The 13,102-nt window shown below is 71.0% G+C and carries 11 protein-coding genes; 4 read left to right on the top strand and 7 right to left on the bottom strand.

Features of this window, described 5'->3' with window-relative positions:
- Position 1: 1 nt before the first annotated feature.
- The 4 genes from AB0C19_RS06755 to AB0C19_RS06740 all read right to left on the bottom strand — a co-directional run bounded on the left by AB0C19_RS06755 (position 2) and on the right by AB0C19_RS06740 (position 3,499).
- Positions 2–382, bottom strand: coding sequence for a hypothetical protein (locus AB0C19_RS06755; RefSeq protein ID WP_357180536.1), 381 nt, complete (start codon positions 380–382; stop codon positions 2–4).
- A gap of 271 nt (positions 383–653) precedes the next feature.
- A complete protein-coding gene (locus tag AB0C19_RS06750) occupies positions 654–1,124 on the bottom strand; it encodes an Imm26 family immunity protein (RefSeq protein ID WP_357180534.1) in 471 nt (156 codons plus the stop codon).
- A gap of 723 nt (positions 1,125–1,847) precedes the next feature.
- Positions 1,848–2,552: an HAD family hydrolase gene (locus AB0C19_RS06745; RefSeq protein WP_357180531.1), complete on the bottom strand. Its 705-nt coding sequence runs from the start codon at positions 2,550–2,552 to the stop codon at positions 1,848–1,850.
- Positions 2,553–2,659: 107 nt separating this feature from the next.
- A complete protein-coding gene (locus tag AB0C19_RS06740; protein ID WP_357180528.1) occupies positions 2,660–3,499 on the bottom strand; it encodes an alpha/beta hydrolase in 840 nt (279 codons plus the stop codon).
- 401 nt (positions 3,500–3,900) lie between these two features.
- On the opposite strand from AB0C19_RS06740, the gene argJ reads away from it, so the two are divergent.
- Complete coding sequence (gene argJ / locus AB0C19_RS06735) at positions 3,901–5,070, top strand: bifunctional glutamate N-acetyltransferase/amino-acid acetyltransferase ArgJ (RefSeq protein WP_357180525.1); 1,170 nt, start codon at positions 3,901–3,903, stop codon at positions 5,068–5,070.
- A gap of 17 nt (positions 5,071–5,087) precedes the next feature.
- Here argJ and AB0C19_RS06730 read toward each other — a convergent pair whose 3' ends face one another.
- Entirely contained in the window at positions 5,088–5,684 is a 597-nt protein-coding gene (locus AB0C19_RS06730) for a helix-turn-helix domain-containing protein (RefSeq protein ID WP_357180522.1), read from the bottom strand.
- Positions 5,685–5,760: 76 nt separating this feature from the next.
- Here AB0C19_RS06730 and AB0C19_RS06725 point away from each other — a divergent pair, with 76 nt between their 5' ends.
- The 3 genes from AB0C19_RS06725 to AB0C19_RS06715 all read left to right on the top strand — a co-directional run bounded on the left by AB0C19_RS06725 (position 5,761) and on the right by AB0C19_RS06715 (position 10,920).
- Complete coding sequence (locus tag AB0C19_RS06725; RefSeq protein WP_357180519.1) at positions 5,761–7,332, top strand: bifunctional NAD(P)/FAD-dependent oxidoreductase/class I SAM-dependent methyltransferase; 1,572 nt, start codon at positions 5,761–5,763, stop codon at positions 7,330–7,332.
- A 247-nt stretch (positions 7,333–7,579) separates the two neighbouring features.
- Positions 7,580–9,292 (top strand): hypothetical protein, encoded by a 1,713-nt coding sequence (locus AB0C19_RS06720; protein WP_357180516.1) that lies wholly within the window; start codon positions 7,580–7,582, stop codon positions 9,290–9,292.
- A 233-nt stretch (positions 9,293–9,525) separates the two neighbouring features.
- Positions 9,526–10,920 carry an FAD-dependent oxidoreductase gene (locus AB0C19_RS06715; protein WP_357180513.1) on the top strand — a complete coding sequence of 465 codons (1,395 nt, stop codon included), beginning with the start codon at positions 9,526–9,528 and terminating at the stop codon, positions 10,918–10,920.
- Between the two features lie 35 nt (positions 10,921–10,955).
- On the opposite strand, the gene AB0C19_RS06710 is transcribed toward AB0C19_RS06715, so the two are convergent.
- Together AB0C19_RS06710 and AB0C19_RS06705 are read right to left on the bottom strand one after the other, a co-directional pair.
- The gene (locus AB0C19_RS06710; RefSeq protein ID WP_357180510.1) at positions 10,956–11,723 is read right to left on the bottom strand and encodes a nucleotidyltransferase domain-containing protein; all 768 of its coding nucleotides are present in this window, start codon (positions 11,721–11,723) and stop codon (positions 10,956–10,958) included.
- Positions 11,724–11,760: 37 nt separating this feature from the next.
- Positions 11,761–13,101 (bottom strand): hypothetical protein, encoded by a 1,341-nt coding sequence (locus AB0C19_RS06705; protein WP_357180507.1) that lies wholly within the window; start codon positions 13,099–13,101, stop codon positions 11,761–11,763.
- Position 13,102: the final 1 nt, after the last annotated feature.

The raw sequence follows: 13,102 nt of genomic DNA, 5'->3' as shown, positions 1-13,102 counted from the left end.
GCTAGGCGGTGAACCACCCAACAGCCGGGGCACCGCGATAATCCGGCCGGCTCGCCCACACCTGGCCCCACGCTCTCTCCTGTGTCGAGTCCAAGCGTCCGTGGCGGGATGCCTCAGCGTATGCGCCCAACTGACGGTGCAGCGCTGACGCGGCCTCGACGCCCGCGGCCCTGATCTCATGCAGGACATAGCGCCGGGGGCGATGGCCCAGTGGATAGACCCCCGCAAACCAGAACTCCCGCCCATCCCACCGGGCCAGCCCGTCGATCGCTCCGTCGTAGAAGTCGTCGCACCACAGAATCTCGACGCCGGACAGCTCGACCAGACTGGCCAACACCGACTCCTCGTGCATCATAAAATATTCGTCGGGTTCCTCAGGCACGCGGAACACGCTAGCCCTTCCGCCTCACGCGGGTGACCAGCCCTACCATCGGCCGTAGGCAGTAGACCTAATCGATCACGACCTGGCGTCAAGGATCCTCCGACGCCGGTCCGTCAAACATCATCCGAGACCAGGCATTGCCGGCAGCACTATTGTCGTGTCCCGGCTGACGCCTTACATCTGCGTCCCACCAGATGCTTGACATGATCGACATTCGGTTTCTCATGCCAGGTGGTGCAGTGGCATATCCGCCGCCCCGGTTCGGCGCTGATCAGAGACGATCCCCGCGTGAGGGCTTCGGGCGCAGCGACTCCACCCACATGTTCGGACGGTCGTCGAAGTGGTCGCGCAGCCGGTCCTCGATGTGCTCGGGGCTCCAGATGGCTTCCCGTTCGAGGCCCTCGCAGTCCTCGACTGTGGCTGGCCGTTCGCTGAAGTACACCGAGGGAGGGTGCGATCGGGAGGCGATGCTCAACGCTCCACTGAACATGTCCTGCCGGAACTTGACGTCCAGGCGCTGCCGCTCCCGCTTCAGGAGCGGGACCGTTTCGAGCAGGACCCAGCGGCCGTTGCGTTGGAGACATCGGTCTGTCACCCAGGTCGTGAACGCGACCGGTTTCGCCACCAGTTCCAGAAGGTCAGCAGCCTGCCCAGTGGCGTCGACGTGGTCGTAGAACTCCGCGTTGATCGACCACAGTTGCCGACCGTAGGCCCACCGACCGTCGCCCAGGTCGATCCGCACTACTCGCCCAGGCGCGCGATTCTTTCGCGCCTTCCGGATCACTCGCTGTTCCAACGACGGCTGCTCCACACCGCGGATCGTCTCAGACCGCCCCCTGGGTCTTCCGACGTCCCACCGCAACAGCTCGACGCCTCCCAGCGCCCTGGAAGGCTTGAGGCGAGCCGTTGCTGCACTTCGCTGCTTTACAAGATCAGAAATGGCCATCCGGAAGGTTCCGAATGGCCTCTGACCTGCGTCGGGACGGCCGGATTTCGAACCGACGACTCCTTGACCCCCAGGCAACCATCACGACGCCCTGACCTGCGGCTGCTGTCCGCTGCGCTGGGCCAGATCGTCCGCCAGTGTCCACTCGCGTCAAGCGTTGTGCTTCTCGATCGTCACTCAGCTAGTCACTCGGAAAGGTGCCCGTGGCGCGGTTCCCGCATGGCGTCGAGCCCGCTCCGTCGTGTCTCGGAACGGTGACCCTACATGAGGGTGACTCGACGGAGTGCAGCCGACAAGATTGCCCGGCGACGGGCAACATCCATTGGGACGTCGAGGCGTGCGATACGACAGGCTGCGCCCGTTGTCCGTCGGGACCGACGTGGAGCCACTGGACGTCTTCGGTGTGAGCGGGCGATCACCCGGCGATGAGCTGCGCGAGTAGCAGCGCCGAACTGCCCGAACGGATCATCAGCGTCCATGGGCGTCCGGCCGCGGTCGCGTCCGTTGTCACCCAGTTGGTCACTCAACCCGGCCGTCAAACGTCGAAGCGGAACTTAGACCGGCCGATTCGCGCAGCAGGGCGGGCAGGTCGCCAAGGGTAGCGAACGCGCGTCCGCCCCAGCTCGGGTCGGTGTCGTTGTGCTCAGTGGTACGAAGCGCTGTCATACCGACCGCTGCCGCGCCGGCCAACTCGCCGTCTGCGCCGTCACCGACGAAGACGCACTCGGCCGGCGCGACGCCCAACCGCTCAGCGGCATTGCGGTAGATCGCCGGGTTCGGCTTGGCCAGCCCGACTTCGCAGGAGAAGACCGCGACGTCGAAGCAGCGGGCAAGCGGACTCTGCGGCCATGCCTCGGCGGTCTCCGAGGTGGCGTTGCTGATGAGGGCTAGCGGGCGCCCGTCACCGCGCAGCGCGTCGAGCACGTCCAGAGTGGCGGTCGAGACAGTGCCCAGCACCCGGCGCGCGAGGGCTCGTCGATGTCCACCGGCCCGTATCACCTGTTCGTCGGTTGGCCTGCCGCCAAGGCGTGCGGCGAGAATGCGGACGGTCTCCTCCACGTCCCACCGGACCAGCCGGTCACGCCACGTGGCGTGGTACGCAGCGACCAGCGCGGCCGGAGCCACCCCGACTATGAGCGCCATCTCGCCAACTACCCGGTCACGCTCGCCATCAGCGCCGTGAACCAGGGTGTGAAAGAGGTCGAAGATCACTGGCCGAGACACGTGCGCATCCTACTGAGATCGGTCAGACGGCCTACTGACAGCGGTCGAGTATCGCCAGCGCGCACCGCCCAACCAGCGGCATGAGCAATGCCGGCGAGGACAGTGCGTCAGGCAGCCAGGATCCGGGTGAAGAACGCCAGGCTGCCGCGGATCAGCGGCTCCAGCGGCACTCCGCCGAAACAATGGTCGGCGCCCGGCACCACCGACAGCTCGACCTCGGCCCCCACCGCGGTCAATGCCGCGGCAAGCTCCTCGCTCTGCCCGACCGGTACGATCACGTCCTGGTCGCCGTGGATCAGCAGCATGGGTGGGGCCTGGTCGGTGACGTAGGTGATCGGACTGGCTACCCGGCCCAGCCCCGGGTTGTCGGCCAACGGGGCGCCGATCAGAAGGGACTCGGGCGAGTCCGCCGCGTCGTGGTCGATCGTTCCGGACGGGTGTGCCTGCGACTGCATGGTCAACAGGTTCGATGGCGCGTACCAGCAGACCGCCGCCCGGACGTCACTGTCGTCCTGGTCGTTCCCCGTCAGCGCGACCATCGAGGCCAGGTGTCCACCGGCCGACTCGCCCCACACCCCGATCCGCTCGCGGTCCACGCCCACCTGGTCGCCGTGTCGGCGCAGCCATCGCACCGCCGCCTTGACGTCGTCGAGTTGAGCGGGAAAGTGCGCCTCGCCGCTGAGTCGGTACTGCGCGGAGGCGACCGCGAACCCGGCACGGATGGCGGCGGTGAACGGGTCCGCCTCCATGAGCCAGTCCGCCGGTTGCTTGGGCGAGCCGAACAGCCACGCGCCACCGTGGATCCACACCAGAACCGGGACGGGTCGGGGTGCCTCCACCGGCACGACAAGATCCAAGGTCAGTGGGCGGAAGCCCGGCACCTCGTTGACGATGATGTCACGGTGCTCGATCCGGTCGCTCCAGCGCTTGGATGCCGCATCGGTCATCGGGCCATCCTCGCATCGACGTCGACCGGGCGGACCGGACGCGGACCTGCCTATTTGATCACCCCTTTCCCTGCGCGGCGGCGGGGCGGGCCCGGACGTGCAGCCGCTCCCCCTGCCGTCCGAAGAGGCTGAGGCCTCGGCGGTGCCGGGGGCCGGAGTTGACGAAGCGGCGGACCGTCCCTGGGATGCGCCGGGCGGGCGTCCGTCGGACAGCGACCGCATTGATACCTTGGGTCACGAAGGGCGTGCCGCTGCGGCTGCCCTTCGATGGGCTTCGGCCTGCGCCGTGCCGGCGCGCGGAGGTCCGCTCCGGCTTCGGTGACCGCAGGTCACCGGTGTCCGAGTTGGTGTGAGCCTTGACGTCGTCCGCCGCGGCATTCGCGGCCCAGGAGCGGGCCGAGATGAGAAGGATGGAGCAGTACATGATCGTTCCCCAGGGGTTCCGCGCGGTGGTCGCGAACGCCGGGCTCAAGGAGGACGAGGACGACTTCACCGCCCTGGTCTCCGAGGTGCCCGCGGTCAGCGCCGCGGTGTTCACCCGCTCCCGGTTCGCCGGCCCCAGCGTCGTACTCAGCCGTTCGGCGGCGTCGACGTCGTCCGCCCGCGGCGTCGTGGTGCTCTCCCGCAACGCGAACGTGGCCACCGGCAAGGAAGGGCTGGAGAACGCCCGCGAGGTTCGGTCCACAGTGGCTCGCGCCGCCGGGCTGGACGACGAAGAGCTGCTCATCGCGTCGACCGGGGTGATCGGGAAGCAGTATCCGATGCCGAGGGTGCGACAGCGCCTGGCCGAGCTTCGGTGGCCCTTTCCGCCTGCCGATTTCGACCGGGTCGCACGGGCGATCATGACCACCGACACCACACCCAAGGTAGTGCGGGTCAGCTGCGGAGCGGCAAGCATCGTCGGCGTCGCGAAGGGCGTTGGCATGATCGAACCGAACATGGCGACCCTGTTGACGTTCTTCTGTACAGACGCCCGCATCGAGCCGGTCGACCTGGACCGGGTGTTCCGGTCGGTCATCGCTCGCACCTTCAACGCGGTCAGCATCGACACCGACACCTCCACCAGCGACACCGCGGCGGTCTTCGCCAACGGTCTCGCCGGGCCCGTCGATCTCGACGAGTTCGAACAGGCGTTGCACACCGTCGCACTGGACCTGGTGCGGATGGTTGCCCGCGACGGCGAGGGCGCCAGCAAGCTCATCGAGGTCCGGGTCAGCGGTGCCCGGGACGGCGAGCAGGCCAAGCGGGTGGGCAAGGCCGTCGTCAACTCGCCGCTGGTGAAGACAGCCGTGCACGGCGCGGACCCGAACTGGGGCCGGGTCGCCATGGCGATCGGCAAGTGCGAGGACGACGAAGACATCGACCAGCAACGGGTACGGATCGGCTTCGGCGGTATCGAGGTCTATCCGACACAGGCCACCGAGGAGACCCTGGTTCGGCTGCGGCGCCACCTCGAAGGCGACGACGTGGTGATCGAGGTCGACCTGGGAATCGGCGCCGGCGCCTTCACCGTGTACGGGTGCGACCTGACCGACGGATACATCCGGATCAACGCTGACTACACCACCTGAGCGACGACGCACCCGGGCTATGGCTGCTTGTCGGGTCTGGCCGGGCGGGCGCGGACGTGCAACCGCTCCCCCTGCGGCCCGAAGAGACTGAGGGCTTCGGCGGTGCCGGGCCCGGGGTTGAAGAAGAGGTGCGGGATGCGGGTGTCGAACTCGGCCACCTCCCCCGGGGTCAGCGTCAGATCACGGTCACCCAGCAGCAGGCGTAGCCGGCCGGAGAGCACGTAGAGCCACTCGTACCCCTCGTGGGCCTGCGGGATTCGGCCCCCGGCGGACGGGTCCGGCGGGAAGATCTGCTTGAACGCCTGGACACCGCCCGGTCGGCGGGTCAGCGGCAGGTACGTCACGCCGTGGATGACTATCGGTTTGGGGCGTACCCGGGGGTCGCCGGTGGCGGGGGCGTCGACCAGTTCGTCCAGCGCCACCTGGTAGGCCCTCGCCAGCGGAAGCAGTAACTCCAGGGTGGGGCGACGACTACCGGACTCCAGCCGGGAGAGGGTGCTCACCGAGATGCCGGTCAGGTCGGCGAGCTGGGTCAGCGTGGTCCCGCGTTGGTGACGCAGGGCACGCAGCCGGGGGCCGACGGCCGCCAGCGCGGCGCTGTCCTCGTTTGCCATAACGGCAAGGATAGTTGCCACCCCGCCGACGGCGACGGATGGTGGGCGCAGCCGACAGAGCAAGAGGGAGATACCGGTGGACGAGACATACGACGTGGTGGTGGTGGGTGGCGGCGCCGCAGGGCTCAGCGGAGCCCTGGCGCTGAGCCGGGCCCGACGGTCGGTGCTGGTGATCGACTCCGGTGAGCCGCGCAACGCGCCGGCCGACCGGGTGCACAACTACCTGGGCCGGGAGGGGACGCCGCCGGGCGAGCTGCTCGCGATCGGACGGGCCGAGGTGGCCGGGTACGGCGGGCAGTTCCGCACCGGGCGGGTGCAGGCCGCGACCCGGGACGACGACGGGTTCCGGCTGAGCGTTGGCGGGAGTTCGGTGCGGGCCCGGCGGCTGCTGGTGACCACCGGTCTGACCGACGAACTGCCCGACGTGCCCGGCCTGGCCGAGCGGTGGGGTCGCGACGTGCTGCACTGCCCGTACTGCCACGGCTGGGAGGTTCGGGACCGCCGGATCGGCATCCTGGCGACCAGCCCGCTGAGCGTGCACCAGGCCGAGATGTGGCGACAGTGGAGCTCCAGCGTGCTGCTCCTCCTGCACGACGCCCCGGCACCCGACGCGGAGGCCGCCGAGCGGCTCGCCGCCCGCAGCATCGCTGTGGTGCCCGGCCCGATCGCCGCCGTGGAGGTGACCGACGACGCGCTGACCGGCGTACGGCTCGCCGACGGCCGGGTGGTGGCGCTCGACGCGATAGTGGTGGGGACGCGACTGACGCCCCGCTCCGATGTGCTGGTGGGGCTCGGTCTGGCCCCGGAGGAGGTGATGATGGGCGAGCACGTCATCGGCGCCCAGATCCCCGCCGACGCCACCGGCGCGACCACCGTCCCGGGTGTCTGGGTGGCGGGCAACGTGGCCGACATCCGCGCTCAGGTGATCACCTCCGCCGGGGCCGGCCTGGCCGCCGCGGCGGCGATCAACGCCGATCTCATCGCCGAGGACACCCGCGACGCGGTGGCCGCGTACCGGCAGTTGGTGGCCACGACGTTCGAGGAACCGGCGTGGGAGGAGCGCTACCAGTCCCGGCCGTCGGTCTGGAGTGGCCGGCCGAACGCGCAGCTGGTCGCCGAGGTCACCGACCTGGCCCCGGGGCGCGCGCTGGACGTGGGCAGCGGCGAGGGCGGCGACGCGGTGTGGTTGGCCGAGCGCGGCTGGCAGGTGACGGCGGTGGACATCTCCAGCACGGCGTTGAGCCGGGCCGCCGCCCACGCCGAGGCCGCCGGCGTGGGCGACCGGATCGAGTTCACCCACGCCGACCTGCGGGACAAGCCGCCCACCGAGGAGGCGTACGACCTGGTGTCCGCGCAGTTCATGCACCTGCCCCCGGCGCAGCGGAAGGAGTTGTTCGACCGGCTGGCCGCGGCGGTGGCACCGGGCGGTGTCCTGCTGATCGTCGGGCACCACCCGTCGGATCTGTGGGGGTCGGCGCACCGGATGCACATGCCGGACATGATGTACACCGCTCAGGACGTGGCCGCCGATCTGGAGCCGGCCCACTGGGAGGTGCTGGCGGCGGAGGAACGCTCCCGCCTCGTCACCAACCAGAACGGCGAGGACATCACCCACCACGACGCCGTCCTGGTCGCCCGCCGACGCTGACCTCGCGCCGAGGTGACCTGCGTCGATCATGGAGTTGTGGTGGATGACAAAGGTGGTGGAGCACCATCTTTCCGGCACCATGAGTCCATGATCGGCGCGGGAACGGGGGAACGCGGGGCGGCAACGTGAGAGGTGGTGGGGCAGGACTTCGCATGAGGTCCGCTCGGCGGTAGCGTTGCGCCACACTGACGGCCCGTGGGGCAGGCGACAGCCGACCCTGACGCCCCGATCGTACGGAGGATGGTGCATGTCCATCGGCGCTGAGCCGCACGCAGCACGCGACGATGCGGCCTCCCGGCCGAGCTTCGAGCTCGCCCTGCGCGGATACGACAAACGCCAGGTGGACCGGCACCTGGAGCAGCTCGACGGCCAGATAGCGATGCTGAGCGGAGAGCACGGGCGCTCCGCCGTCCGCGTCCGTGAACTGACCGCCGAGGTGCAGCGGCTGCGCGCCGAACTGGCCGAGCTTCAGGAGCAACCCGTGCAGGTGGACCGCGCTTCGTTCCACGATCTGGGCCCGATGGTCGGCGAGATCATGGCGCTCGCCGAAAAGCAGGCCGGCATCATCACCGAGTCGGCCACCGACCGGGCCAACGAGCTGCGCAGCGAGTCCGAGCGGATCCTCGCCGACACCCGTGAGCGGGCCGCGCAGGCACGTCAGGATCTGGCCGAGGAGCTGGCCGCCCGGCGGACCGAGCAGGAGCAGGCGCACGAGGAACGGCGCACCCACGCCGAAGCCGAACTGACAGCGATCCGCGAGCACGCCGAGCAGTTGCGGGCCGACGGTGAGGCCGCGCACGAACGCGCCCAGCACGAAGCCAAGCGGATCACCGAGCAGAGCGCGCAGCAGCTCAACCAGACCCGGGTGGCCGCCGACGCGCTGATGAAGTCGGCCCGTACCCAGATCCAGCAGGAACTCCAGTCGACCCGCTCCAAGCACCAGCAGGAGATGGCCCAGTGGCAGGCCACAGTGGAGCGGGAAGTCAACGAACGGCGTACCGCCGCCGAGCAGGACATCGCCGAACAGCAGGCCGCCGCCGAGCAGGAGCTGGCCGAGGAGCGCAGCGCGACCGAGCAGCAGATCGCCGCGCTGCTGGCCGAGGCGCAGCAGCACGTGACCGAGCTGCGCAACCGCGCCGACGAGCAGGCCGCCAGCCATCAGCAGCAACTCGCCGCCCTGCAGAAGGAGCTTGAGGAGCGCCGGCAGGAGGCCGCCGACCTGAACGCCGAGCTGGACACCGGCCGCCAGCAGCTCGCCGAGATCCGCCAGGAGGGCGAGACGCTGGAGAACGAGCTGTCCCGAATGCAGCAGCGACTCAGTGAGGTCCGTCGGGACCTGACCGCCGAGAGTGCCCGGTTGGACGAGGCCCGGCGTGCCGGGGACTCCGCCGAGCGGCACGCCAAGGAGGTCCGCGCCCGCGTACAGCGGGAGGCGAAGCGGGTGGCCGACCTGGCCGCCGCCGCGGTCATGGCCGCGGCAGCCGGCGGTACGGAGACCGCTGAGTACCCGATGGTGGGTTCCCGCTCCAGCGCTGACCGGCCCGCCCCGGAGCGGGTAGGCGTCGAGCGGCTCACCGTCGACCGCGTCGGCGTCGACCGGTACCCCGTCGAGCGCCCCGCCGTGGACGACGCGGACGCCGATCGCGCCGCCGTCGACCGCGCCCCGCTCAACGCCGCGCCTGCCGACCGGAGCCCGGTCCAGAACGGCTACGCCGACCTCACCCCGGTAGGACAGGCCACTGGCGACCGGTCCCCGGCGGAGCAGGCGAACGACGAGCATGCGGACGCACCGGCGGTGGCGGACGAGCCGACGACGTCCGAACCCACGGTGGCCCGAGAAGTTGGCGCCGACGACGCCGAGCGAACCTTCCCTCGGCACATCGGCACTGACGCACCGACACCCGTGCCGTTCCTGGCCTTCGGGCAGCCGGTCAGCGAGAACGGCGCCGCCCGGCACTGACCTCAGCCGCGGTCGCTTCCACACCCCGCCCCGCCGATCTTGCAGTTTCGGTCGCCGGGATGCGCGGAATGCCCCCTACGTCGCGACAGTAAGTGCAAGATCGCGGCATGGGGGCGGCCCGGGCGATTCTGCGCGGAACCGGGTCGCCGTGACTGGTTGAGCTGGCAGGCTGGGCTGGCCGCCGCGTACCAGCGGTGGCCGCCGGCCTGGCCGGTGACCGAGAGGAGCGCCCGGTGACCGACCAACCGGAGGAGTTCGACCTGCTCGTCGTCGGTGGCGGCAAGGCCGGCAAGACGTTGAGCATGGACGTCGCCCGATCCGGGCAGCGGGTCGCCATGGTCGAGCGAGGCATGATCGGCGGCAGCTGCATCAACGTCGCGTGCATCCCGACGAAGGCGCTGGTGACCAGCGCGCGGGCCGCCCGCCAGCTGCGGGACGCGTCGGCGCTCGGCCTGACGGTGGAGGGCGGCCGGGTCGACATCGACCTGTTGCGCGCGCACAAGCAGGACGTGGTCGAGGGGATGGTCGCCGCCAATCGGCAGCAGTTCCTCGACTCCGGCCTGCACCTGGTGATCGGCGAGGCCCAGTTCGTCGGGCCTCGAACCGTACGGGTGGCACTCGCCGACGGCGGCGAGCGACTGCTGTGTGGCAGCGACGTGGTGATCAACACGGGCACCCGCCCCCATCTGCCGTCGGTGCCCGGGATGGCCGAGGCCGGGGTGCTCACCAGCGACGAGTTGCTACACCTGGACCGGCTGCCGGCCCGGCTGGTGGTGCTCGGCGGCGGCACCGTCGGGGTGGAGTTCGCGCAGATGTTCGCGCTGTTCGGCAGCGCTGTGACACTGGTGGAGGGTGGTCCACGGCTGCTCACCCGCGAGGACCCCGACGTCAGCGACGCGGTGATGCGCGTCTTCCTCGATGACGGCATCGACGTACGGGTGGGTGTCGCCGTCGCGCGGGTCGACCGGGAGGCCGACGGCTCGCTCCGGGTGACGCTGGACGACGGCAGCGTGGTGATCGGGGACGACGTGCTGGTGGCGGCCGGGCGGGAACCGGTCACCGACGGGCTCGGCCTGGACGTGGCCGGCGTACGGCTCAGCGAGCGGGGCTTCGTGGAGGTCGACGAGCACCTGCGCACCAGCGCCGAGCGCACCTGGGCGGCCGGGGACGTCGCCGGCAGCCCGCAGTTCACCCACGTCTCGCTGGACGACTACCGGATCATCCGGGCGAACCTCGCGGGTGGCCAGCGCAGCACCGCCGACCGGCTGATCCCGTACACCGTCTTCACCACCCCGGAGCTGGCGCGGATCGGGCTGACCGAAACCGAGGCGCGCCGCGCCGGGTACGACATCCAGGTCGCCCATCTGCCGGTCGCCGCCATCCCCCGGGCACGCACCCTGCGCCAGACCCAGGGCATGTGGAAGGCGGTCATCGACACCAGTACCGACCGGATACTCGGCGCGGCGCTGCTCGGCGCTGAGGCCGGTGAGGTGATCACCTCGGTGCAGCTGGCTATGCTCGCCGGGATGCCGTGGACCGCCCTGCGGGACGCGATCATCACCCACCCGACCATGACCGAGGGTCTCAACCTGCTCTTCGCCTCGCTGAAGTCCAGCCCGGTCCGCTGAGCGCCGCGAGGCCTGCCCCCGCAGCGGCGAAACGACTACCCGGCGATCTCGTCGCGTACCCGCCGTTGGAAGGCCCGGGCCTGCGCACCGGTGGGCGGCGGCCCGCCGTGTCGCGCGGCGACCGCTTGACGGATCACCTCGGCCGGGTCGCCGGCGTCGATCAGCCGCTGCCCGGCGGCCACCTTCGCGAGCCAGACGCCGTCGCGGTGGCGCACCAGTGACCGGCAGGCGCCGAGTACGGCGTCCTCGGCGCCGGGCGCGGGTTGGTCGGCCGGCGGTGTGGGCAGGGCGAGCCACCAGGACGCCGCCTCGAGGAGCAGCCGGCGCAGGTCGGCCGGGGCGAGGTCGGTGAAGGCCTCTCCGGCCGGCGGGCCGAGCAGTGGGAGTCCACTCTGGTGCAGGATGCTGCGATCGAGGCCGTACCAGAATCGGCCGTCGGCGGCCGGGCGGTCGGCGGGGTCGAGGGTGCGCCGGTACGGCATGCCGGCCCCGGTGTTCAGTTCGACCTCGAAGCCGGGCTCCGGGGTGCCGGAGGCGGCCACCGCCCGGTCGTAGACGACCAACTCCAGTCCGCGTGCGGGGCAGGGCAGCGCCTCGTGCCGCAGCCGGGCGACCAACGTCCGCTTGGCGGTGTCGGTGAGCGGCCCGGCGCTGAGCAGCGCCACGTCCACGTCGCTGCGGCCGGGCTGGTACGCCCCGAGCCCCACCGAGCCGGCCGCGTACGCGCCGACCAGGTCGTCGCCGAGCACGTCCCGGGCGGTGCTGACCAGGTCGTCGAGGTAGCGCTGGAGATCGGAGTCCACGGGCCATCATGACGCACGGGTCGGAGCCCGGGCGGGACTACCCCGCGTAGAGCAGCAGCAGACCGGCGACGGTGTAGGCGACCATCAGCGCCAGCAGGGGTAGTTGGCCGGCCACCGCTCGGGCCCGGGGGAACAGGTACAGGGCACGGTCGTGGGCGAGCAGCGTGCCGAGCAGGTGCCCGAGGATGATGACGGTGATCTGGAGGGTCGCGACCCCGGACGGCGTGATCAGCGCGGTCCGCGGCTCCCAGTCGGCGGTGCCGAGCCAGTTGGCGCCGGTGCCCAGGGGGTCGGAGAGCAACGCGACGGTGCGCTGGCCCTCCAGGATCAGCAGCGAGTAGTAGTGCGCGACCACGTACCCCACTGCGATCGGCACGATGGAGTGGGCGATCTCGCCCGGCACCCCACGGGCCTCGGCCGCGTCGGCGCGACCGATGCGCGCCGCGGCACCGGTGGCGGCGAGATACGCCACCGCGACGGCGGCGATGACGAGGCTCAGACCGGCGCTGCCGGTGACCGCCGGGTGCAGGCCGTTCTCCTGGCTGAAGCGCAACCAGCCCGGCGCGTTGGAGAGGCTGTCGTACATGGTCGAGCCGAGCAGCACGATCACCACGGCGACCAGCCCGGGGCGGGGTCGCAGGCCGGCGATCCCGTCGAGCGGGTTGCGCCAGACCAGCACGCCGTCGGCGGCCCGGCCGAGCGGGGCGAGTTGACCGATCAGTGTGCTGTACGCCTCGAACGGGTCGGCGTTGTCGAACCAGCCGGCGCCGAACAGCACAGCGCCGGCCAGCAGGACCACCGCGTACCCGACCAGCCAGGCGGTGATGACCGGCAGGGTGGCCCGGTCGGGGGCGACCAGTTCCAGCCAGACGAACCCGAACACTGTGGCTGCGGCCGGCCACCAACCGACGCTGTCGGGCAGCTCACGGAGCCCACGGTTCGGGTCGCGCCGCGCCGCCAGCGCCGTGAGCAGGTGCACGGTGCGCAGCGGGTTGACCGCCCGCCAGATCGGGCCGAGCAGCAGCGACAGCGGGGCCAGCCCGACCCAGAGCAGCACGTAGAGCGCGCCGGCGGTCGGGTTGTCAGCGGTGTCGCGCCCGCCCAGCAGACCGAGGCAGAACCAGGCGGCGGCGAACAGGCCGAGCCCGCGCAGGGCCCACCGGAACGCGGGCGCGTCGACGAGTCGGGCGAGCCAGCGCGGCACCGGGCGACCGCCGGTGGCGTCCCGGTCGAGCCGGGGTTCGCGCCAGAGCAGGCCCAGGGCCACGAACGTGACGACGAGGGTCAGCGCGGCGGCGACGACGAGCTGCGGGAGCGTGATCGGCAGGTCCTGGCGACCGCCGACGCCGTGTGCCAGCAGCGTGGGAGCGGCAGTCATC

Origin of the sequence: Micromonospora sp. NPDC048842 (genome assembly GCF_040649935.1) — a bacterium.
Lineage (GTDB): Bacteria > Actinomycetota > Actinomycetes > Mycobacteriales > Micromonosporaceae > Micromonospora > Micromonospora hortensis.
The sequence above is the reverse complement of the archived record's forward strand: the minus strand, read 5'-3'. Positions and strand labels throughout refer to the sequence as shown.

Coding starts and splice junctions, on each gene's coding strand:
- argJ (WP_357180525.1), top strand. CDS start 3,901: ATGAGAAGGATGGAGCAGTACATGATCGTTCCCCAGGGGTTCCGCGCG.
- AB0C19_RS06730 (WP_357180522.1), bottom strand. CDS start 5,684: ATGGCAAACGAGGACAGCGCCGCGCTGGCGGCCGTCGGCCCCCGGCTG.
- AB0C19_RS06740 (WP_357180528.1), bottom strand. CDS start 3,499: ATGACCGATGCGGCATCCAAGCGCTGGAGCGACCGGATCGAGCACCGT.
- AB0C19_RS06705 (WP_357180507.1), bottom strand. CDS start 13,101: ATGACTGCCGCTCCCACGCTGCTGGCACACGGCGTCGGCGGTCGCCAG.
- AB0C19_RS06720 (WP_357180516.1), top strand. CDS start 7,580: ATGTCCATCGGCGCTGAGCCGCACGCAGCACGCGACGATGCGGCCTCC.